Below are 19,441 nucleotides of genomic sequence, written 5' to 3' on the forward strand. Positions count from 1 at the left end.
AAAACCTTGGTTTAGGAGAAGGCGCGCCAGTCATCGGATCCCCATTCCCCTGGCCGCACGCGCAAATGCCTAATGAACTGTTCGCATCGATGTCTGGCATGGTCTTTCTGAAAAGCAATGGGGCCAGTTTCAGCGGGACGCTATATCCGAAACTTGCCTTAGCTTATCCGGGGTTAAAGCTGGCTGATCTTCGCGGTGAGTTTATTCGCGGTTGGGATGACGGGCGCGGGGTAGATGCTGGGCGTACCATTTTATCTGCGCAGGCTAGCTCCGAGATAAAGGATTGGGCGGGTGCAAATGGCGACTATCCATACCGGGGAACTATAGGCGTTTCATTCGGCGACGGTGCTGGTCAGGGGGATGCGGGCTGGTCGATCGCAAGTAATTCGGGTCAGGTCTCAGTTGGCGTGGGAACAAGCACAACCAAAATCCGCCCGCGCAACGTCGCGTACAACTACATCGTGAGGGCTGCCTAATGGCAAATGTAGCGCTTGATAAAAATGGCCTGGCTAAAGCGGCCGGCACATTGACGATTTATAACTTTCACAGTCTGACAGGCGAGTTTACCGGCTCAGCTGATGAGTACCTGCAGCGGGGCGTCGGGCTTCCTGCCTGCGCCTGTACAGCTGCCCCGCCTGAGACAGAGGCGGGTAGCGTGGCGGTATATCGTGACGGCGGCTGGCAGGTCGTTGCCGACCATCGCGGCGAAACGGTCTACTCCGTAGCTGATGGCTCGGCAATCGTAGTATCTGAACTGGGCGATTATCCGTCAGGCACAACACCGCTTGCGCCTGCAACCGCCTGGGATACGTGGGACGGGAAAAAATGGGTAACTGATGTGGATGCGCAGCAGGCCGCCACCGTTAATAATGCAGCCAGCCACAAATCATCGCTTATCAGCGAGGCGAACGGCGTAACTCAGGCATGGCAGACGCAGCTGCTGCTCGGCATCATCACGGATGCAGACAAAGCCACTCTCACGGCGTGGATGAAATACATTCAGACGGTTCAGTCTGTGGATCCTGCCGACGCGCCAGATATTATCTGGCCGCTAAAACCTCAATAAATAAAGCCCGCTGATGCGGGCTTTATTGTTACTGCGGTTTCCGTGGCCAGATGACGTCTGGTGCTACTTGAATATTCAGAGCCTGAACGTCCTGAATATATTTCATCCACGCTGTGAGTGAGGCCCTATCCGTATCGGTGATCATGTCCAGACGCAGCTGCGTCTGCCAAGCTTGCGTGATGTTGTTCGCTTCGGCAATTAGTGCTGCCTGTCGCTCTTCGGCTTCTTTGAGGATTGCCGCTTTCTCTTCCCCCGGATCAGTTACCCACTTTTCACCATTCCATTTATCCCAGGCGGTTGCTGGTTTCAGCGGCGTAGTATCTGCCGGAAATTCGCCCGGCGCGGTAATCAGCACTGCCGCGCCGTCAATAACTGAATAAACCGTTTCGCCACGGTGATCGGCAACGGCCAGCCAGCTTCCATCACGATAAACAGCTACGCGCCCGTTTTCAAAGGCTGGCGGCGCGGTAATAGTGGCGTTAGCGGGCAGGCCAATGCCTTGCAGCAGATACTCTTCACTGGATCCGATATACTCGCCATTCAAAGCGTCAAAATTATAAATTGTCAGAGTACCGGCCGCTGTTGCAAGGCCATTTCTGTCAAGCGTTGCTTTAGTCATTAAGCAGCCCTCACAATATAGTTAAATGCAATGTTCCGTGGGCGGGTTTCAAGTGCGCTGCGAAAAACTGCACGCGATATTGAATCAGTAGTACCACCAAAACTATCTCCTGCTTCAATCCCGTCTAGGGCATCCGTTGCCGGATAAGCCGCCGATCGGGGGGTACTGACAAAAAGTGCCTGTATAGATTTGCTATTTGTTGCAGAAGAAATCCCGATTGCATCCGCCTGGGAGGAAAATAAATTTCTTCCACTATCCACCCCACGCCCATCATCCCAGCCACGTATAAACTCGCCGCGCAGATCGGGAAGCTTCAGTGAAGGATACGCTTTTGCCAAAGCGGGGTAAGTCGCAGCATTAAACGCAGCGCCATTGCATTTTAGCCACCCGTTTGGAGGCGTCGCTGACGGCCAGGGAACCGGTACGCCGACCGGCAGCGCAGAGCCTTCTCCTAAACCAAGGTTTTGTAGAACATCCGCCACCTTCCCCGCGCTCTTAATTTCCGCCAGCGCATTCGCAATCTGCAAATACTGCTTATGCGGATTCGCCGCCGCAACGTGGTCAGCCAGCCCTTTATCGGCGTACTGTTTCGCCTCAATCACCCCGTCATCCACATACTGACGCGTCGCCAGCACCACGGACGGGTCGATCTTCAGCGTCACGGCCGAGGTGCTGTTGACGATGATAATCATGCGAACGGTCTGCGTGCGGCCGCTGCCCTCCTGCAGCTGCGGCTTATAGGTTTCCGCGCAGTTAGCGACGGCAATCATTACGCCATCGGCGTCGAACAGGCCGATCTCGCGGATCCAGAAGCCACCTTCGTTCTCGGGAATAATCTGCTCGGCGATAATCTGGCTGCTGTTGGCCGCATCAATGCTTAACGAGTTAAGCGCCGCGCGGCGTTTTTCGCCGATAAGCTTTGTCTGCGAGGCATCCGGCGTCGGCAGCGCGCCACCGCCGTCGCCTACCGCCATTTCCGTGATCTGCAGCTTAGTGCCGAGCGCCGTGGCGTTCGCCAGCTTTGCCGCGCCCTGATTAGTCAGCAGGGCATAATATTTCGTTGTCATGTGCGCACTTCCGTCAGGTCAATTAAATGTACCGCTGTGCCGGTATAGCCCGGCCCGCTCACGGTGATGATTTCAGGGGTGTAGGGATAAACCGTCAGCTCGTCGCCGCTGTAGCTGGCAGCAGCCACCGGCAGCGTTCCGCTGGAATCGAGATTGACAGAGAGGCCAGTCAGATGCCGACTGCACGGCTTCGCATCGGCGATCAGCCGCTCCAGCTCGTTGTACATCGCCTCGGTAATGCCGGTATCGAGCACGCCGACATCGAGGCGAAAGGTGCCGGGCGCTTCGCCGGTTTTCCACCACTCGGTAATACGGATCAAATAGCCGAGCGGCTCGACGATGCGCCGAAGCGAACCGATGGTGCCTTTATGCCGGTGCACATACTCCGAGGCGGCAACAACGCTGCGTTTCGTTGCCTCATTCCAGTTGGAATCCCAGCGGTCAACCGACCAGGCCCAGGCGAGATAAGGCAGCAGCGCGACCGGACAGGTCTGCGCGTTCCACAGCTGGCGCAGCGGCACCGGCATCTTTTCGATATCCGCACACGCCTCGGCGGCGGCGACCTCGAGCGGCGAGGAGCCGGTCGGCAGCAGCCGATCACTCATCGGAGCCTCCCACCGCGATGCTGTAGCCGCTGCAGTACGCGGCCTGAGTTTTATCCAGCACCACATCTTCGGTCGGCTGCGCCAGCTCAACGCGCTGCACACCTTCTACATGCAGCGCGGCATAGAGCGCAGACTGGCGAATATCGCGTCCCAGGCGCGACTGTGCGTTGATAAAGGCGATTAACTTCGCCTCGGCGGCGGCGCGAACAGGCTCCGCTTCCGGGCCGGGATAGAGATAGAGCGTCGCGTCGATGCGGTAATCGACAATGGCGGCCGCCTGCACCCTGACGCGATCGGCGACCGGGCGCACATCCTCATCGTTCAGCGCGTTCGCTACGATCGTCAGCAGATCGGCAGGCGCCGTGCCGTCGCCCTCGCGGCTCAGGACGGTAATCACGACCTCCGCTGGTGCCGGGCTGGTGGCGGAAACGTCCGCCACGCGCCCGTCGGCGCTTTTGGCATGATACTCATAGGCGCCGCTCGGCCCCGCCACACTCAGCCCTTCGAAGGCGGCGGCGATGCGCATGCGGAAGTTCTCGTCGCTCTCCATCACCGCCGCGGTCGGCGGAATGGTGCTGTTATCCGCAGCCCTCAGCGTCAGTCGGGTCACGCCGTTGTTGGCGCCCAGCTGGTCGAGATCGCTGCCGGTCGCCCACGCCACCATATTGGCTTTCGCCGCCTCGTTGATGCGCTGACGCAGAATCAGCTCGCGATAGGCGTTCTCCTGCAACAGCTTAACCAGCGGCTCCGACTCCAGCGTCAGTGTGCGGGTTATCGCCTGCTGCTGCTCGGCCGGGTAAAGAGAAATCAGCGTCGCCTTGCGCTCGGCCAGCAAGGTTTCATAATCCAGCGTCTCCACCACGTCGGGCGCAGGCAGCTGGCTCAGGTCAATGGTTGCCATAGGTTCAGCTCACGGGAATAGTCAGGGAAAATTCTTGCGTCGTATCGCTGCGGCTGCCGGTAAGCTCTACCGTCATGCCGCCGTCACAGGACGCTTCATAGCTGATAGCGCTCAGCTGGATGCGCGGTTCCCACTGCAAAATCGCCATATAACAGGCGGACATAATTTGCAGACGCAGCGCCGGGTTTTGCGGCTGGTCAATCAGCGCCGAAAGCAGCGAACCATAGCGACGACGCATCACGCGGGAGCCGAGCGGCGTGGTCAAAATATCGCGCACCGACTGCCGGATATGCTCAAGGTCCGCCAGCGCCGCCCCGCTGTCGCGGCTCATACCGCTATATTTTTCACTCATTACTGAGGCCCTCCCGACAGATCGCCGCCCGACTTCACGCCGCCATGCTGATGGGCATCGACCACGATGCCGTTAGAGCTAAGGCTGCCGCCGCTGTGCGTAACAGTGCCCTGCAACGTCCCGCCACCGGTGACCTCCAGCGTGGCGGTTTTCAGCTTTGTCGTGCACTCCACCAGCGGCGCATCAAATACGATGCTGGTCGCCGCCTGAATTCTGGCGCTCTGAATGCCGCTCGCCTTCAGCGCGCCGTTCTGCGGTTCGTACTCGATAGCCGCGCCGTCGGGAAACGACCAGTGCAGCGCGTCAGCCGAGGCGGAAGGCGCGGGATGGCTGTCAGAAAAGATGCCCGGCAGAATAAAGCCGGTGTTCAGCTCGCCGCCCAGGCTCAGTACCAGCACCTGTTCGCCGACCGACGGCGCGCTCCAGGCGCGCGATCGTCCGGCACGGGCGCTGAGCCATGGCAGCCAGCCGGTTTCGTTGTCGCCGCTGCGTACGCGACAGCGCCCGCTCTGCGGGTCAACCGCCGAGACGGTGCCGATACGGATAAGGTTGCGCAGCAGGCGCAGGATTTCGCTGATATGTTCGTTCATGTCGCTAGTGTTACCTCTGGTGCATGCGGCCAGCAACGCGACGCCGACCGCTGAGAGATGACAGGACAGCTTTAGCGCTGCCACTCGCTGACCAGCTCGCCGTGCACCCAGAGCTGCAGCGGCGCATAGTCGTTAGCTGGCGGCGTCGGTTCGCCGGGAAAGGTGACCTGAAGCGCGTCATCCGTCTGCACTACCCGCGCCCGCTCGCTCAGCGTCAGCCCGATGCTGAGGGCGCCGGACGCGTCGAACGTGAAGGTAAAATCGCTGCGTCGCTTATCGGCGTTGCCCATCATTTCCGGCTGGTTATCCCGCAGCCAGACGAGCAGCGGCACAATGACGGCCTCGACATCCTGCTGGTAGTCGGCAATCGTTAACGCAAGCTGATAGCGATACTCGAAAGAGAGCGACGGTGCGCTGGTCGATACCACTGTTCCGGCGGCGATCGCCATGCTCAGCCGCTCAGGGTTTTGCTGTAGCAGCGGCACGCTGCGGTTGAGCGCCGCGCGTAGCTGTTGAGGTTTCTGCATCCTGTTGCTCCTGACACTCTTTAATGATTTCAATCTGCAGCCCGCAAGAAACGAGCGCAGCCTCTAACTGACGGTTATCTGCCGCCAGATCGCCCTGCGTTTGCAGGTTGTTGCCCGGCAGCGGGCAGCTGTTCACGCGCGGACAGCCAGCCCAGATAATCGCGGGCGTTGTCGAAGGCGGGACGGCTGTGCAGCCGGATAAGATCATCAGGCAGAGCGGCAGCAGACCACTCGCGTAACGCTTGACTGGCATCGGTTTCTCTCGCTATGTGCACTTCACGGCTGAGGGCGATGCGGCTGGCGCGATCCTGCTGCAGGCGCAGCGCCGCTTCGCGTTTACTGTTCACCTGCGCCTGGGTCGTCAGACGGGCAATAATCTGGTCGCGGCTGGTGAGATCGGCGGAGAGCGCGGCGTTGGCGCGCCTTGCCTCGCGCAGCTGGTCGCCAACCTTTGCGCCGCGCCAGCTGGCGAAGGCAAGTAACAGCAGCAGTAGCGCCAGCAGCGCAGCGCAAAGGCGCATCATGCGACGCCTCGCAGACACCAGGCGCGCTCCCGCATGCGCCGCTCCGCCAGTCCGGCGCTCTTCACGCCGTTAACGTAGATCCAGCGCGGCAGCTGATCGCACGCCGCGCGCCAGCGCTGCTGGTTGAGGTAGCTCACCAGCGTCGAACGGCAGGCGGCGCCAGCGCCGACGTTAAAGGCGAAGCTCGCCAGCGCATCCCAGACCGGCTGCGGCATGTTCACCGGCACGCAGAGAGAGAGCTGGCGTTCGACCCGTATCAGGTCGTCCACCAGGTTAACCGCCGCCTGGCGCTCGCTGACTACGCTCTGCGGCGTGACGCCGGCGGTATGGCCGATACCGTTGGTCCAGACGCCAGCGCTGCACTGGTAGGGCGAGGTGCGACAGCCTTCCGCATCCGCCAGCAGCTGTAGCCCGCCAGAGGAGATTTTCAGGGTAGAAAACTGCGGCAGCAGCGCGGCGATCGCCACCACGGCGACCACGGCGCAGCGTTTCGCGGTCTGGCTCAAGGGTGCCTCCCTTCGCGCTGGCGCTGTAGCTCATAGGTTTTGCGGCGGTAGTGCCAGTTAATGAAAAAGGTCGCCACGTTAACGATCAGGGTGATCACCGCCACGCCGGAACCGACCAAAAAAGCGATATCCTGGATGGTGTGACGGCCCAGCCACATCAAAAACAGGCTGACCAGGTAGTTAATCAGCGAGCTGGTTTTCTCCATCGTTAGTCCCACAGATTCACGGTTTCGCCTGTAGCGGCCTCCGGCAACTCCGGCAGCGTCACCGCATAGCCGTGCGGCAGTACGACGCCGCGATCGGCAAGGCCGGGATTGGCCGCGTAGACCTGCTCAACCGCCTGCTGCGTACGGCCGTAGTAGCGATAGCAGATCTCATCGACCGTATCGCCCTGGAGCGCATAGATATTCATAGCGATAACTCCCCGTCAGGCCCGCTGACGGGTACGCAAAAATGGTGCGTCACTGTGCTTTTCCCCGTTGAAGGTGGTGTTGGCAAACGCAGGCTCGAGCCTGCTCCGCCGTTGAATTCGTCATCCGGCAGAGCCAGTCTCTCCGCTACGGGGCGATGGCTCAACGCCAGCCCGCCTGCTGGAATATGGGTAAACAGGGAGGTCGCAGCGCAAAAAAAAACGGCACCTACAGGGTGCCGTTATTGCTTCTGGTCAGCCGTCGCCGGACGGCGCAAGCATCAAGGGGAAAGGTTCGGGATCTGCTGCTTTTTATGAGTCAAACGATCGCATCTCATTGCCATACCTGCATTGTTATTTATTGGTGGATATAGCGGCAAACGAAACGGCAAATTCCTTGTTTTTTATCATCATGTCGCCAGCTATCTCGGCGATTAAAGCGAGGGCCACTTCCCGGTCGCGCTCCCTGCAAACTCCTTCAGTGGTCAGACGTGCAATGAGCTCAACACGCTCAAGCATTACCTGTTCTTGTAAATCAGTATCCACTTTCCCTCCCCCAATTTATAACTGTATATCTATACAGTAGCACAGCATGCAATCTGATATAAAGAAAATTAAGTTCTGAATGACGCCTGCTTAGGCTATTGATATAGCGACTTTTTTAGCGATAGTGCCACTAAGTCAAATGGGTAAAAAAAGCAGAAAAAGCGCCTTATGGCGGCGCATTTTGTTCGCATAACGCGCCCTTGCGAAGCGGTTTTGTCCGCTTTTGAGGCACCGGTTCGGCATAATGATTTAACCGCGCTAATACGCCTTGCCGACTTAACGTCCGCGTACAGTTAATGACAGAACTCCAAGCTGACGCCTCCGGCTCAACATTCCCGATCTCTGGCTGACGCTTCGGCACCAGCTTCCAGCTCACCAGTCGGGTCAGCAGCGGTTTTTCTTCGCCCGCTTCGGTGCTGTAAACGCCTTTAATGCGCGCGATCTCTTCGCCCCAGCTATTAGGTTGTTCGGCGTTTTGATACCAGACGCGCACCGCCAGCTCGTCGCGGCGCACGAACGGCCCTCCCTGCACGTTAACGTAGGCGGCCCAGTCGCCGTTGTCCGCCGCCTCGCGCGCCTCGGCCAGCTCCTCGCTCAGACTGCGCAGGCTCTCTCCCTCCGTCAGGCGACGTAGCTCACGCCAGACGGTCACCGGCGCGCCGCCGACAAACTGAAACTGGCGAATATGCCAGCGTCCCGCCCAGGCGGAAACCGCTGCCGCGCAGTCGCGCAGGCTCTCGCCGCTTTCGTTATCTCGCTCGCCGTCCAGCGCGTAGCCATCGATGTTTTTTGCGATATATTTGGCGATATAGCCGGTAGCGCTGCCCTTTTGCGGGTCGATCGCCGTCGTGTGGAAGCGAGCCTTGCGCGCTTTTTCGCTGGTCAGCTCTTCGTGGTCTTGCTGGCAGGCGTATTCCGTCAGGATCTGGCGTACCTGCGCGGCCTGCTGTGGGCGCATAAACAGCAGCAGATGCCAGTGCGGCGTGCCGTCATGGTGTGGTTCAGCGACGCGGATGCCGAACAGGCGGATCTGCTCGCGATGCAGTCTGGCGCGCACCTTCTGCCAGAGCTGACAGAGGTAGCGCTGCGTCTCAGCCGGGCTGGCGCCGCGCCATTTCGGGTTATGCTGGCCGCTGCTGAGCGTAGCGTGATAGCGCGCCGGAGCGGTCAGGGTGCAGAACTCACCGACGTAGCCCATCTCATTGCAGATATTTTCAAAGCCGCGGATACGGGTCATCAGCTCGCAGCGACGGATCGCAGGGTTGGCGACGCTGCCGTCATGCTTGTCGATCAGGCTGATGCGGTTGCCCTCTTCGTCCTCCAGCTCCATGCCCTGTAAAAAATCGCGGGTGCGGCGCTTCTGCTCGCGCCATTCAGCGATGGTCGTGCGGCTGGCGTAAGGCGAACTTTTTTTACTGACGTGCGCCAGTGCAATCTGCAGATGCTCGCGCCAGGCGGCGGCGATACGGCGCAGCCGCCCTTTCCACCAGGTCTCTCCCTGCATCCGCATAATGGCTGGCGTAACCTCTTCCGGCGCGAAGAGGCGGGTCGTGACTTTCTGCCACAGCGGCGGCGTCTGGCGGAACTCACGGGTAATGGTTGCGGCGGTGAGATAGAGACGGTGGCTGTAACGCCAGTCCGATTCCGCGCCGTTCTGCGCATGCAGCTGTACCAGCTCGGCAAAGATAAAGCTGGCGATATCGCCCGCCAGCAGATCGACATCGGCGCGCGACATATCGGGCAGCCGGTTAAAACGTCGCATCAGTTCCCACAGCGCACCTGCCGCAGCGGCGGCGCCTTTTTCCTGTGCGGCGTGGCCGCTCAGCAACGTGACGGTGCCGCGACGCATCTCGCCCAGCCGATACTGCGCACTCACCTGTTCAATACGCGGCAGCAGGCGATCGGCGAAGGTCGTCGTCAGATAGCCCGCGGCAGAGACTATGCCTCGTTCGCTCTCCAGCTGAGCGTGACGCAGCCTGATGGCGCGCTGCACCAGCGCCGGCTGCTGCTCCAGCGCGATCCATGCCTGTGATAGCGCAGCCATCTGGCGGCTGCGCTGTTGCATCTCGGCGTGAGTGGGATAAGGCGAGGCGATAGCCTTACGCGGCGCGTTCCAGAGCCAGCTGTAGCGCTGCATTATATGCCGCCCTGATAGTGCCGACCGCGCAGCTCAGCGATCTCCTGACAGGCGACGCAGCGGGAAACGCCGGTGACGGCGCGTCGACGCGCTTCGGGAATGGCGCTGTCGCACTCCTCGCAGAAAAAGGCGCTTACGCCTTTGGGCCGTTGGGTAACGGCAGCGATATCCAGCGCCAGCTGCTCCGCCTGACGCTGCTGCTCTATATCCATGGTATCGACCATCAGTGCAGCTCCTGTGATTCATCGCGGTAGCGCTGCGCTTCATGGCGAATCAGTTCGGCGGCCTCAATACCGTTTAGTCCCTGGCGGCTGATATGCATCGCCATCGCGGCCAGACGATCGGCGACGGCCTGCGCGCGGCCTCTGCGTTCGTCGTAACGCGCAGCGGTTAACAAGGCGCTCAGCGCATCGGTTTCAAGGTCAGGGTTAGGGTGTCTCATTTCATCTCTCCTGAATTTGGGCAAAGCGAGGCCCGACGGGTTGACGTCATCAATGTGCGGTTAAGGTCAGTTATTCAGACAGATACTGGTCTGCGTCAGAAAAAGAGCGAGGCAACAGCCTGCCCCAGCGCACCATTTTGTTCATTGCGGCAATGATCAGCTCACGCCGGGCCTCATCGAAGGATTCAAAGGGGTTGCCGACCTCGTGAAGCCGGAAGCTGCCGGGTCTTTCCCGGTTCGCCAGCGTCAGCACGCAGAACTTAAAATCATCGTTTTGCCGGTTGAAGGCGACCAGCGCCGGGTTACGGCTGTTGTTGCGCATCTGACGCCAGCTTTTACGAAACTCGTCAAAGCTCATTGCTGCAACAGGTTCAGGCTGGCTATTCATCATAAGTGAGTCAGACCGGCTGAAAATTAACAGAAAAAGAATATCTCCCTTTCGTCGCCCGGTACGATCCTTTCAGCACGCTTTTTTTCGCCGCAGCACGGCTGCATGCGGCGGCGAAAACTTCTGTTAACGCGCGGTATGCCTTAACAAAAAGCGCTGAAACAGGACGTTTTACGCCGGTCCGTAATAAAAGGAGGACAGCTATGGCATTTGTAATGTCAGGCCTCATAGGGCATCATCTCCAGTTAACGTAATGTCACTCATATGCGATAACATTCACAACGCAGTGATGCTAATTCAAATATGTTAGTAACACAAGAGGAAGCTCAAAAATGTTAGTCACTAATTTTAACGGGAGCGGCGGGGCTATCCTCGACAGACTGATTCAGGCTTATGGATTTAAACAAAAATCACAGTACGCTGAGCATGTCGGCCTCTCCTCAAGCAACCTGGCAATGCGTTATAAAAGAGACGCTTTCCCCGCCGATCTGGTGGTGCAATGCCTGATTGACACAGATGCCGAGCTGAACTGGATCCTCTATGGTCAGGGCAACCCGCCCAGTGCAGTACAATCGCTGGCAGCGGAAAAGGGCAATGAAAATCGCCCGCTAAAAAGTCTGACGGACATTGAGCGGGTAAAATTAACAAATGGTGAACTCAGGCCTGTTGATTTTGTGACTCTGGAAAACAAACTTTTTCTGGATAAGGTGGCGGCTAACAGCGACCTGCTGGCGGTCATCGAAGGCGAGCAGCAGTACATCATTAACCGCAGCTATAAGACGGTCGTGGACGGGAAATGGCTGCTGGATATTGAAGGCATGGCCAGCCTGCGCAATCTCTCTCGTCTGCCCGGCGGTCGCGTCAGGATTAGCGGCGGCGATGCAGAGTTTGAATGCGCGCTGAATGAGATCTCCGCGACGGGAATTGTCGTGATGACGTTGATTTAAAAGCGGTGCGCTTTCCCAGTCGATAAGCGCAGCCCTTTACCGTACCGATCTCAGGCCCCGCGATCCGCGTTATACTCCCCCGCTTTGCACCAGCGAGCATAATTCATAGCCATGACTTCCAGACTTAAAATCATTCTTCCGCTTCTTATTCTCTTCGTAGCCGCCGCCTGGTACTGGCTTACGCCGCACTACAGCAAAGAGGACGAGGCCTACTACGTCTCGGTGTTCTGCGCCATTCACCATGAAGAGAGCAGCCGCTTTGTGGCGGATATGCGCACCGTTATTGAAGGCGGTAACTCCGACTACGCCCTGCAGAAAATCCATTTCCAGCCGCGCCTCGGCGAACAGGTGGTCAAAGCCTGGCAGAGCCTGAGCGCAGAACAAAAGACGCAGGCCAGCGCCGACGCCACTCAGTGCCGCAACCTGCTCGCTGATGCGTTAAAGTAAGCGCCCCGCGCGATGCCGTTACAGGGCGAAATCCGCGTGTTATCTTGTGGGTTTCGCAACATCTTTCAGGCAAGCTCTAATGACAAAACTGCGGGTAGGCATTGTGTTCGGCGGCAAATCGGCCGAGCACGAAGTATCGTTACAGTCGGCTAAAAATATCCTTGATGCGATTGATAAAACGCGTTTCGAGCCGGTGCTGTTAGGCATTGATAAACAGGGTCAGTGGCATCTGAATGACGCCTCGAACTTTCTGATCAACGCGCAGGATCCGGCGCTTATCGCGCTCAACCGCGGCGGCGAAAGCGTGGCGCTGGTACCGGGCGAGTCGCAGCAGCAGGTGATCGCCCGCCAGAGCGGCCACGCGCTGTCGCAGATCGATGTTATTTTTCCTATCGTGCACGGCACGCTCGGTGAAGATGGTTCGCTGCAGGGATTGCTGCGTATGGCGTCGCTGCCCTTTGTCGGCTCTGGCGTGTTGGGTTCGGCGGTCAGCATGGACAAAGATGTCACCAAACGTCTGCTGCGCGACGCCGGGCTGCAGGTTGCGCCCTGGATTAGCGTGACGCAGGCGCAGCGGTCGCGTATCCAGGCGTCTGAGGTAGTCGCGCAGCTGGGCCTGCCGCTGTTTATCAAACCGGCCAATCAGGGCTCATCGGTCGGCGTCAGTAAAGTCGACACTGTCGAAGCGTTCGATAGCGCGCTGGATCTCGCCTTCACCTTTGACCGCAAGGTGCTGATTGAAAAAGGGATCAAAGGCCGTGAAATCGAGTGCGCCGTGCTGGGTAATGATGAACCGCAGGCGAGCCCGTGCGGCGAAATAGTGGTGCACGACGCTTTCTACTCCTACGAGACCAAATATATCAGCGAAACCGGCGCGCGGACGCAGGTGCCTGCAGCCATTGACGCTGAGCGCAGCGAGGCGATCCGCGCCGTGGCGATCAAGGCGTTTCAGGCGCTGGAGTGCAGCGGCATGGCGCGCGTCGACGTCTTTCTGACGGACGCAGGCGAGATTATCGTCAACGAGGTGAATACCCTGCCCGGCTTTACCAATATCAGCATGTATCCCAAGCTGTGGCAGGCGGCGGGACTAGAGTATCGCGAGCTTATCACTCGCCTGATCGAGCTGGCGCTGGAGCGTCATCAGCAGACCAGCCAGTTAAAAAGCAGCGTGTAAGCGTGAGCGCGACGGGGTGATTTACGCCACGTCGCTGGCCAGCGTCAGGGTGCGCCAGGCGGGCGAAGTCTGGTTGCGCCCGTTGCGTTTGGAAAGATAGAGATTTTTATCCGCGGCGGAGATCAGCTTATTCACCACGCTGTGCCAGCCGCGCTCTTCACCCGCCCTTCCCTGCGCCAGCCCCAGGCTGGCGGTTACGGTAACGGTGTTGCCCTGCAGCCAGAACTTCTCTTTGCCTATCGCCTGCCGCACCGCCTCCGCCAGCCGGTAAAGCTGTTCAGGCCGGGCGTCGAACAGCACGATAGCAAATTCTTCACCGCCGAAACGGCAGATGAGGCCCTGTTTACCCACCACTTTTTGCATCCGCAGCGCGATCTCTTCCAGTACGCCGTCGCCAGCGTCATGGCCGAAGTTGTCATTGATGGTTTTGAAATAGTCGATATCAAGCAGGATCACGCCGACGCTACGCCCGGCAGAGAACGGCTCCTCTTTCAGGCTCTCGTAAAGCCCGGAGCGCGACAGCAGCTGGGTCAGAAAATCGTAGTTGGCGCGCAAAGCGAGCCGCTGGTTAAGCTGGCGCACCGCATCCATACTGACGGCGACGATCAGCGGACTGATGGCGACGGTCGCCACGCCGAGGCGCGCCGAAGTAAGGTGGCTTAAAGGCAGCAGGTTGTCATTGCCCTGAATATTCATCACGCCGTGCGAGACCAGCACGATTTCGCTGATGCCGGCCAGGAGTATCACCAGGCTGGTTACCGGGATCGGCAACACGATGGCGCACCAGATCAGCGCCGGAACCGGAAACGTCAGGCTGCCCGCGCCGCCGATCATGGCGCCGACCACCAGTGACAGCACGACGCTCAGCAGCGGAAGCCATTTGCCCGGTGAGAGCGGCGCGGCGACCGACAGGCTGCGCCAGCTGCGCGTCAGTAAAAACGGCAACAGCATCAGGCCGGTGGATAACTGTTCGCTGAACCAGTCGCTCCAGGCGGTGGCGAAGCGGGCATCGAAGCTCATATTCTGTGCCAGCCCACCCCAGGTGGCGCATGCGAAGGCGGCGAGCAGACAGGCGGGAAAGATGCGCAGCGCGTTGCTGATCTGCCTGCGATCGGCGTCGCGCAGGTAGTGCTTTACCAGCATAGAGACAGAAATAAAGATAAACAGCAGGTTAGCGACGTTCAGCGTGACGGCGGGCCACGCCCAGCCGGAAAAAACCGTGTCGTTCACCACCATGGCGGCGAAGCTGGTGAGGTAGTAGCGAAAGCGATGCAGAAAAGGATGGCGGACAATAACGGCGGCGACAATGGCGTTCACCGGCCAGAATAGCGATAGCTCGGCGGGAATGCGCAGATGACTGCCTAAAAAGCAAAACAGCAGGGTGATCAGAAACAGCGATAAGACATTCTTTGTAGCCTTGTGCTCTGCAAACAGCTTAACGCGCATAGGTCTGAACCCTGTAGCCTGTAAATTCTCCGCTCCCTGCCCGTCCCGGACGATCGCCGCACGCCATTAAACCGCATTCGCCGTCCGGGCAATTCAGCGAATAAACGGCAGGGATCGACGCTACTCATCATCTGGGTTACGCCGTCTGGCTTTCGGCGCGCCAATTATGCCCTAAATAAAAAAAACGGCCATCCGAGATATCTGATTTTCAGACGGTTAAGGAGTCAACTGGCGGGTGACATAGACTGAGGAGCGAAGCGTCCCGCGACAAGGATGTCGCGGGACGAGCTGGCAGGGATGCCGTCTTTTGTGTCTTTGCGATCGGGCCATGTCACCCGCGTAAGCACCTGACTGGCAGGCTACCCCCCCTTACTTGACCGCTACCGGCCACTGGCTGAGGCGAATGCCGCGCTTATCCGCGCTGTCGCCGAAATCTTTCAGCACCGCTTTTACGTCTGGATCCAGATACTCGGCGTTATCGTGATCCACAATCACCACGCTGTTTTCCGGGATCTCCGCCAGCAGCCCCTGTAGCTTCGGGTTATGCAGAAAGGTCAGATTCTGCTGGAAGCGCAGCACATAGTGATCGTCATAGCGGGTCAGCTGTAGCGCATTGCGGTGGCTCTTATACAGGCTAATAAGCATCTGCGTCGCCAGACCGATACCAATGCCCATCAGCATGCCAGACAGAATAATGCCGCCAATGGTGGCGAGGAACGGCACGTACTGCTGCGCCCCCATGCGGAACTGCTCTACGAACAGGCGCGGCGTTGCCAGCTTATAGCCGGTATAGAGCAGCACCGCCGCCAGGCTGGCCAGCGGAATGGCGTTCAGCAGATCGCTGAACCACAATCCGCAGATCAACAGCAGCACACCGTGAATAAGAACAGAGAGTTTGGTCTGCGCGCCAGTGCTGACGTTCACCGAGCTGCGCACGATCACCGCCGTAATCGGCATGGCACCCAGCAGACCGGCGCTGAGATTGCCGATGCCCTGTGCGAACATCTCCCGGTTGGGCGACGGCGGCGGGTTCTGCGGGCGCAGCTTCTTCAGCGCCTCCTGGCTCAGCAGCGTCTCCAGGCTGGCGACCAGCGCCAGCGTTACCGCCACCACCCAGACCGACGGGTTTTGCCACGCCGTCCAGGCTGGACTCTCCAGCTGAGCCGTCAGCGCTGAGAGGCTGTCGAACGACGGCAGCGCGATGCGTGACAGCTCGTTCGCCCTCTCCGGCATCAGCCGCCCGCCGAATAGCGTCGCGGCGCAGCCAAACAGCACCGCGACCAGCGGACCGGGTATCCAGCCCAGCGCGCCAGCCTTCTTTATCAGCGGCGTGGTCCATAACCACAGGATCGCCAGGCTGCCGCCAGCAACCAGCATCGCAGGCGCGGAGAAGGCAGCGGCCCCGCTGGCGAACCCCGCCAGCCCCGCATCGCCCTCAATGCCGAACGCCACCGGGATCTGCTGGATAATCAGCAGAATACCGATGGCCGCCAGCATTCCCTTGATCACGCTGCCTGGCACCAGCGAGATAAACCGGCCGGCGCGCAGCAGGCCCAGGCCACACTGCATCAGGCCCGCCAGCACCAGCGCGGTAAGAAAAGCGCTGAAGCTGCCGAGCGTTTCAATCGAGGCGACGACGATAGTGACCAGTCCCGCCGCCGGGCCACTGACGGCAAAGCGTGAAGGGCTTAACGCGGTGACCAGCAGCCCGCCGATCACGCCGGTCAGCAAGCCGGCAAACGGCGGCAGCCCGCTCGCCTGCGCGATGCCGAGACAGAGCGGCAGCGCCACCAGAAAGACCACCAGACCGGCAGGAATATCCTGACGAAGCGTATTCACATTCATGGCGAAGATTCCTCTGCTGATTGCTGGATTAACTCTTTGAGATGGCCCGACTGCAGATCGTAAACGCAGCCGAAGAGATCTAATGTCTGGCCCGCTCGCCACGTGTCGCGCACCGGCGCGGTAGCGGCCAGACGGGAGAACTGCGCTAACACGTTTACCTCAACCAGCTGGTTTAACGTCTCGGCTGTTGCTTCCTGTTCATCGGGCAAACTGGCGCCCAGCACCTGTCGCAGCGTGGCGATACGCCGCGCCAGCGCTGAGGTTTCCTGCGCCAGCGGGCTTTGCGGTAGGGTAAGCGCCGCCTGAACGCCGCCGCAGCCGTAATGACCACACAGCACGATGCGTTCTACGCCGAGATAAATGATGGCGTACTGCAGCACGCTCATCAGGTTGTCGTCGCCGTCGACCACCATATTGGCGATATTGCGATGGACAAAGAGTTCGCCAGGATGGGAACCGGTCAGAACCTCGGCCGGTACGCGACTGTCTGAGCAGCCAATCCAGAGCGAGTGTGGTTTTTGTTGATGGAGGTATTGTGCAAAATAGTCAGGATTACGTTCACGGCGCTGAAGCGCCCAGCTGCGATTTTTCGCTAATAAAGGTTTCAGTGTCGTCACATTCGTCTCTCTCAACAACCGGGAAGGAAATATACAGGCGAACAAAGGAGTGAACCGGCTCACAGTTAACGACTGGCTGTCAGGAAAAGAGCGCAGTTCATCACAGAAATTGTTTATAGCTCTTTATGATTAATTAAGCATGCGTAATTTTTTATAAGCCAGAACGGCACGAGGTTTGTAAGCATTAATTCAGTTACGGTAAATTAAAGGTAAAACTGATTAAGCTGATAAAATTAACGACGCTAAATATCAATTGATAAATTTTATAAATATCAATCGATTAAAATAACAACATAATTAAAAAGCCTTTCTCAATGACAAATAATTACACTTAGCTTTGCTGGACTGTTGCCCGCACTCAATTAGCAACGGCACTTTATTACGGAAAATTCCGAATTAATTTCTTAACCAGTAGCGATTAAAACTGGCTATCAGCAAAAAAAGCAGTGTAATGCGCTTAATAAGCGCCGCTTTAAAAGTAAGAGATAATTAAATTAGTTTGCAGTGAAATAATCCCTCCTGAACGTAAATATCAGCGGCAAAAATAAAGAGCCTGTTATTGCAGGCTCTTTCGCTTGACGAATTATTTACCGTTCCATGCCCTCAGCCGCGCATCGCGCGTTGAAAGCTGCTGTTGCGGCGTCAGCTTATTGTAATTCTCCGCCATGCCGCTCTCCCAGTCGCCATAGAGCGGATTCGGCAAGACGATAAACCGGGTGCCGAAAAGCGTGTGATTCTGGCTGACAAAGGCGCGACGCTGCGCGTTGTCCTGATGCCAGGTCGCCTCGCCGAAATCATTCAGGTTATCGCCGACGTAGAGCACGACGTTATAGCCTGCCGCTTTGATAGCGTCGAAACGCGCCTGCTTGTTTGAACTGCCGCTGCTGAGACGTACGGTCTGCGGGTTAACCTGCGGGAATCCGAGCTGCGTCAGGTTGGCAACCGTGGCGTCATAATCCTTCTGGTCGCGGTTAGACACATAGAATAGCGTGCCGCCATGTGACGTAACGTAACGGGCGAAATCGACCGCGCCGGGCACCGCCAGCGCCTGCTTCGCCCGGGTCCATGCCGACCAGCTTTGCGCGCTGTACGGCTGCCCGTTTTTCGCCTGCCAGGCGCTGTAGGCGCTGTTGTCGATCATGGTCTCATCCAGATCGACGATCACCGCCTTAGGCTTGCCGGTCAGCGACGGGGCGGCGTCAAAGGCGAGACGCGCGCCGTTGAAGGCCTGCCACGTCAGGGCCTGATACTCGCCGGACTGCTGAAACCAGTTAAGTGCCATCACTGACTGCTGGCCGAGCTGTTGCTGCGCATTTTGCGCCGACTGCGAGGCGCAGCCCGACAGCATCAGCGCCATCAGGCCGCTGGTCAGCAGCGTTGCGGTCATTTTCATCTTGTTATCCTTAAGCCGGAAAAGTAGAAGGGGGTAACGCTTTCAAAATGTAGCAGTTAACCTAAGCTGAATGCAGCCAAACGCCTCAGAGGAGATTCATATGGGAATCCGCGTACGCTCTACCCTGCTTGATGCGCTGGAGTGGGTTGAATATGCCTTCCAGCCCGCAGGCGAAGCGCCGCCCGACGATGTCGCTTACGGCCATCAGCGCCACAGCGCGACGGTGGTAGATGACGCGGCCAACGTGCCGCCGAAAAGCTGCGAATCGGATGGCATTATCGGCTTTGGCGAGCGGCCGGTGGCGGTCTACACCGCCGACTGCCTGCCGGTGCTCATCGCCGATACGCAGCAGCGGCGCGTGGCGGCGGTGCACGCGGGCCTGAAAGGCACGCTGGCGGGCATACTGGATCGCACCGTGGAGCGGCTGTGCGAAGATGGCACCTCGCCGGATGGCCTGTATGTCGCCATCGGCCCGGCCATCGCGCCCTGCTGCTACGAACTGGGCGAGGAGATGCTGTCGTCGATCGCGCAAAGCTTCTCTGGCTCGCTGTCGCACTGCTGGCACCGCGAGCAGCCGCATAATCCTTTCGCCGTCAGGCCGCAGGCGAAGGCTACGCAGAATGGCATCTGGTTCAATCTGCCACAGCTGGCGACGGAAATACTCCTGAAAGCAGGCGTGCCGGCGGCACATATCGAAAACGTCGGTTTTTGCACCTACTGCATGGCGGAAAACGGCGCCAGCTATCGCCGCAACACCCACTTTAACAGCGGCTATCAGTCGCGCTTTTCATGGATACGCCGTCGGGGTGGCTAAGGCCCGCTTTTTTGATGCGCCTCACAGCGCGGTAAACTTTCACTTTTTTTTAACATCACGGCAGCTACATTACACTCAT

25 protein-coding genes and 2 pseudogenes are annotated in these 19,441 nt (G+C 58.7%); 6 read left to right on the forward strand and 21 right to left on the reverse strand.

Features of this window, described 5'->3' with window-relative positions; genetic code table 11:
* Both EKL29_RS18210 and EKL29_RS18215 read left to right on the forward strand, forming a co-directional pair.
* Positions 1-476, forward strand: a pseudogene (locus tag EKL29_RS18210) (phage tail protein); the annotation flags it as partial.
* Positions 477-655: 179 nt separating this feature from the next.
* The gene (locus EKL29_RS18215; protein ID WP_311779040.1) at positions 656-1,066 is read left to right on the forward strand and encodes a tail fiber assembly protein; all 411 of its coding nucleotides are present in this window, start codon (positions 656-658) and stop codon (positions 1,064-1,066) included.
* Between the two features lie 28 nt (positions 1,067-1,094).
* Here EKL29_RS18215 and EKL29_RS18220 read toward each other — a convergent pair whose 3' ends face one another.
* The 17 genes and pseudogenes from EKL29_RS18220 to EKL29_RS18295 all read right to left on the reverse strand — a co-directional run bounded on the left by EKL29_RS18220 (position 1,095) and on the right by EKL29_RS18295 (position 10,682).
* Positions 1,095-1,685, reverse strand: coding sequence for a tail fiber assembly protein (locus tag EKL29_RS18220; RefSeq protein WP_126690372.1), 591 nt, complete (start codon positions 1,683-1,685; stop codon positions 1,095-1,097).
* On the reverse strand, positions 1,685-2,752 hold the full coding sequence (locus EKL29_RS18225; RefSeq protein WP_126690373.1) for a phage tail protein: 1,068 nt from the start codon (positions 2,750-2,752) through the stop codon (positions 1,685-1,687). The genes EKL29_RS18220 and EKL29_RS18225 overlap by 1 nt, the downstream gene beginning before the upstream one ends.
* Positions 2,749-3,357 (reverse strand): phage tail protein I, encoded by a 609-nt coding sequence (locus tag EKL29_RS18230; protein ID WP_126690374.1) that lies wholly within the window; start codon positions 3,355-3,357, stop codon positions 2,749-2,751. The genes EKL29_RS18225 and EKL29_RS18230 overlap by 4 nt, the downstream gene beginning before the upstream one ends.
* Positions 3,350-4,258 carry a baseplate J/gp47 family protein gene (locus tag EKL29_RS18235; protein ID WP_126690375.1) on the reverse strand — a complete coding sequence of 303 codons (909 nt, stop codon included), beginning with the start codon at positions 4,256-4,258 and terminating at the stop codon, positions 3,350-3,352. The genes EKL29_RS18230 and EKL29_RS18235 overlap by 8 nt, the downstream gene beginning before the upstream one ends.
* A 4-nt stretch (positions 4,259-4,262) precedes the next feature.
* The gene (locus EKL29_RS18240) at positions 4,263-4,610 is read right to left on the reverse strand and encodes a GPW/gp25 family protein (RefSeq protein ID WP_120454869.1); all 348 of its coding nucleotides are present in this window, start codon (positions 4,608-4,610) and stop codon (positions 4,263-4,265) included.
* Positions 4,610-5,200, reverse strand: coding sequence for a phage baseplate assembly protein V (locus tag EKL29_RS18245; RefSeq protein ID WP_120454871.1), 591 nt, complete (start codon positions 5,198-5,200; stop codon positions 4,610-4,612). The genes EKL29_RS18240 and EKL29_RS18245 overlap by 1 nt, the downstream gene beginning before the upstream one ends.
* 71 nt (positions 5,201-5,271) lie before the next feature.
* Positions 5,272-5,727: a phage tail protein gene (locus EKL29_RS18250; RefSeq protein WP_126690376.1), complete on the reverse strand. Its 456-nt coding sequence runs from the start codon at positions 5,725-5,727 to the stop codon at positions 5,272-5,274.
* Entirely contained in the window at positions 5,660-5,980 is a 321-nt protein-coding gene (gene lysC / locus EKL29_RS23385; protein ID WP_311779041.1) for an Rz1-like lysis system protein LysC, read from the reverse strand. The genes EKL29_RS18250 and lysC overlap by 68 nt, the downstream gene beginning before the upstream one ends.
* Positions 5,901-6,251: pseudogene (locus EKL29_RS18255) on the reverse strand (LysB family phage lysis regulatory protein); the annotation flags it as partial. The pseudogene EKL29_RS18255 and the gene lysC, both read right to left, overlap by 80 nt.
* Positions 6,248-6,757, reverse strand: coding sequence for a lysozyme (locus tag EKL29_RS18260; protein ID WP_126690377.1), 510 nt, complete (start codon positions 6,755-6,757; stop codon positions 6,248-6,250). The gene EKL29_RS18260 and the pseudogene EKL29_RS18255, both read right to left, overlap by 4 nt.
* The gene (locus tag EKL29_RS18265) at positions 6,754-6,963 is read right to left on the reverse strand and encodes an HP1 family phage holin (RefSeq protein WP_126690378.1); all 210 of its coding nucleotides are present in this window, start codon (positions 6,961-6,963) and stop codon (positions 6,754-6,756) included. The genes EKL29_RS18260 and EKL29_RS18265 overlap by 4 nt, the downstream gene beginning before the upstream one ends.
* 2 nt (positions 6,964-6,965) lie before the next feature.
* A complete protein-coding gene (locus EKL29_RS18270) occupies positions 6,966-7,169 on the reverse strand; it encodes a tail protein X (RefSeq protein WP_126690379.1) in 204 nt (67 codons plus the stop codon).
* Positions 7,170-7,520: 351 nt separating this feature from the next.
* A complete protein-coding gene (locus tag EKL29_RS18275; RefSeq protein ID WP_240629454.1) occupies positions 7,521-7,712 on the reverse strand; it encodes a hypothetical protein in 192 nt (63 codons plus the stop codon).
* A gap of 166 nt (positions 7,713-7,878) precedes the next feature.
* The gene (locus EKL29_RS18280) at positions 7,879-9,849 is read right to left on the reverse strand and encodes a replication endonuclease (RefSeq protein WP_126690380.1); all 1,971 of its coding nucleotides are present in this window, start codon (positions 9,847-9,849) and stop codon (positions 7,879-7,881) included.
* Positions 9,849-10,073 (reverse strand): TraR/DksA C4-type zinc finger protein, encoded by a 225-nt coding sequence (locus EKL29_RS18285; RefSeq protein WP_126690381.1) that lies wholly within the window; start codon positions 10,071-10,073, stop codon positions 9,849-9,851. The genes EKL29_RS18280 and EKL29_RS18285 overlap by 1 nt, the downstream gene beginning before the upstream one ends.
* Positions 10,073-10,291: a DUF2732 family protein gene (locus tag EKL29_RS18290; RefSeq protein WP_120454889.1), complete on the reverse strand. Its 219-nt coding sequence runs from the start codon at positions 10,289-10,291 to the stop codon at positions 10,073-10,075. The genes EKL29_RS18285 and EKL29_RS18290 overlap by 1 nt, the downstream gene beginning before the upstream one ends.
* A 70-nt stretch (positions 10,292-10,361) precedes the next feature.
* Positions 10,362-10,682 (reverse strand): hypothetical protein, encoded by a 321-nt coding sequence (locus EKL29_RS18295; protein WP_240629455.1) that lies wholly within the window; start codon positions 10,680-10,682, stop codon positions 10,362-10,364.
* 329 nt (positions 10,683-11,011) lie between these two features.
* On the opposite strand from EKL29_RS18295, the gene EKL29_RS18300 reads away from it, so the two are divergent.
* The 3 genes from EKL29_RS18300 to ddlA all read left to right on the forward strand — a co-directional run bounded on the left by EKL29_RS18300 (position 11,012) and on the right by ddlA (position 13,247).
* Positions 11,012-11,626: a phage repressor protein CI gene (locus EKL29_RS18300; protein ID WP_126690382.1), complete on the forward strand. Its 615-nt coding sequence runs from the start codon at positions 11,012-11,014 to the stop codon at positions 11,624-11,626.
* Positions 11,627-11,737: 111 nt separating this feature from the next.
* Positions 11,738-12,073 carry a hypothetical protein gene (locus EKL29_RS18305; protein WP_120454894.1) on the forward strand — a complete coding sequence of 112 codons (336 nt, stop codon included), beginning with the start codon at positions 11,738-11,740 and terminating at the stop codon, positions 12,071-12,073.
* 79 nt (positions 12,074-12,152) lie between these two features.
* The gene (gene ddlA / locus EKL29_RS18310) at positions 12,153-13,247 is read left to right on the forward strand and encodes a D-alanine--D-alanine ligase (protein WP_120454896.1); all 1,095 of its coding nucleotides are present in this window, start codon (positions 12,153-12,155) and stop codon (positions 13,245-13,247) included.
* Positions 13,248-13,268: 21 nt separating this feature from the next.
* Here ddlA and EKL29_RS18315 read toward each other — a convergent pair whose 3' ends face one another.
* From EKL29_RS18315 to EKL29_RS18330, 4 genes are all read right to left on the reverse strand, one after another.
* Positions 13,269-14,693, reverse strand: coding sequence for a GGDEF domain-containing protein (locus tag EKL29_RS18315; RefSeq protein WP_120454898.1), 1,425 nt, complete (start codon positions 14,691-14,693; stop codon positions 13,269-13,271).
* 369 nt (positions 14,694-15,062) lie between these two features.
* Positions 15,063-16,532 (reverse strand): SulP family inorganic anion transporter, encoded by a 1,470-nt coding sequence (locus tag EKL29_RS18320; RefSeq protein WP_126690419.1) that lies wholly within the window; start codon positions 16,530-16,532, stop codon positions 15,063-15,065.
* 2 nt (positions 16,533-16,534) lie between these two features.
* The gene (locus EKL29_RS18325) at positions 16,535-17,155 is read right to left on the reverse strand and encodes a carbonic anhydrase (RefSeq protein WP_126690383.1); all 621 of its coding nucleotides are present in this window, start codon (positions 17,153-17,155) and stop codon (positions 16,535-16,537) included.
* A 583-nt stretch (positions 17,156-17,738) separates the two neighbouring features.
* Entirely contained in the window at positions 17,739-18,548 is an 810-nt protein-coding gene (locus EKL29_RS18330; protein ID WP_120454902.1) for a 5'-nucleotidase, lipoprotein e(P4) family, read from the reverse strand.
* A gap of 100 nt (positions 18,549-18,648) precedes the next feature.
* On the opposite strand from EKL29_RS18330, the gene EKL29_RS18335 reads away from it, so the two are divergent.
* Entirely contained in the window at positions 18,649-19,362 is a 714-nt protein-coding gene (locus EKL29_RS18335; RefSeq protein ID WP_126690384.1) for a polyphenol oxidase family protein, read from the forward strand.
* Positions 19,363-19,441: the final 79 nt, after the last annotated feature.

It is taken from the genome of Pantoea sp. YU22 (assembly GCF_003970755.1).
GTDB classification, from domain to species: Bacteria; Pseudomonadota; Gammaproteobacteria; order Enterobacterales; family Enterobacteriaceae; genus Pantoea; species Pantoea piersonii.

Bases quoted from the DNA above. Each gene is read 5' to 3' on its own strand.
- EKL29_RS18295 (WP_240629455.1), bottom strand. From the start codon at position 10,682: ATGATGAATAGCCAGCCTGAACCTGTTGCAGCAATGAGCTTTGACGAG.
- EKL29_RS18270 (WP_126690379.1), bottom strand. From the start codon at position 7,169: ATGAATATCTATGCGCTCCAGGGCGATACGGTCGATGAGATCTGCTAT.
- EKL29_RS18240 (WP_120454869.1), bottom strand. From the start codon at position 4,610: ATGAGTGAAAAATATAGCGGTATGAGCCGCGACAGCGGGGCGGCGCTG.
- EKL29_RS18220 (WP_126690372.1), bottom strand. From the start codon at position 1,685: ATGACTAAAGCAACGCTTGACAGAAATGGCCTTGCAACAGCGGCCGGT.
- EKL29_RS18245 (WP_120454871.1), bottom strand. From the start codon at position 5,200: ATGAACGAACATATCAGCGAAATCCTGCGCCTGCTGCGCAACCTTATC.
- EKL29_RS18300 (WP_126690382.1), top strand. From the start codon at position 11,012: ATGTTAGTCACTAATTTTAACGGGAGCGGCGGGGCTATCCTCGACAGA.
- EKL29_RS18235 (WP_126690375.1), bottom strand. From the start codon at position 4,258: ATGGCAACCATTGACCTGAGCCAGCTGCCTGCGCCCGACGTGGTGGAG.
- EKL29_RS18280 (WP_126690380.1), bottom strand. From the start codon at position 9,849: ATGCAGCGCTACAGCTGGCTCTGGAACGCGCCGCGTAAGGCTATCGCC.
- lysC (WP_311779041.1), bottom strand. From the start codon at position 5,980: ATGCCAGTCAAGCGTTACGCGAGTGGTCTGCTGCCGCTCTGCCTGATG.
- EKL29_RS18250 (WP_126690376.1), bottom strand. From the start codon at position 5,727: ATGCAGAAACCTCAACAGCTACGCGCGGCGCTCAACCGCAGCGTGCCG.
- EKL29_RS18225 (WP_126690373.1), bottom strand. From the start codon at position 2,752: ATGACAACGAAATATTATGCCCTGCTGACTAATCAGGGCGCGGCAAAG.
- EKL29_RS18290 (WP_120454889.1), bottom strand. From the start codon at position 10,291: ATGAGACACCCTAACCCTGACCTTGAAACCGATGCGCTGAGCGCCTTG.
- EKL29_RS18330 (WP_120454902.1), bottom strand. From the start codon at position 18,548: ATGAAAATGACCGCAACGCTGCTGACCAGCGGCCTGATGGCGCTGATG.
- EKL29_RS18265 (WP_126690378.1), bottom strand. From the start codon at position 6,963: ATGGAGAAAACCAGCTCGCTGATTAACTACCTGGTCAGCCTGTTTTTG.
- EKL29_RS18335 (WP_126690384.1), top strand. From the start codon at position 18,649: ATGGGAATCCGCGTACGCTCTACCCTGCTTGATGCGCTGGAGTGGGTT.
- EKL29_RS18305 (WP_120454894.1), top strand. From the start codon at position 11,738: ATGACTTCCAGACTTAAAATCATTCTTCCGCTTCTTATTCTCTTCGTA.
- ddlA (WP_120454896.1), top strand. From the start codon at position 12,153: ATGACAAAACTGCGGGTAGGCATTGTGTTCGGCGGCAAATCGGCCGAG.
- EKL29_RS18230 (WP_126690374.1), bottom strand. From the start codon at position 3,357: ATGAGTGATCGGCTGCTGCCGACCGGCTCCTCGCCGCTCGAGGTCGCC.
- EKL29_RS18285 (WP_126690381.1), bottom strand. From the start codon at position 10,073: ATGGTCGATACCATGGATATAGAGCAGCAGCGTCAGGCGGAGCAGCTG.
- EKL29_RS18315 (WP_120454898.1), bottom strand. From the start codon at position 14,693: ATGCGCGTTAAGCTGTTTGCAGAGCACAAGGCTACAAAGAATGTCTTA.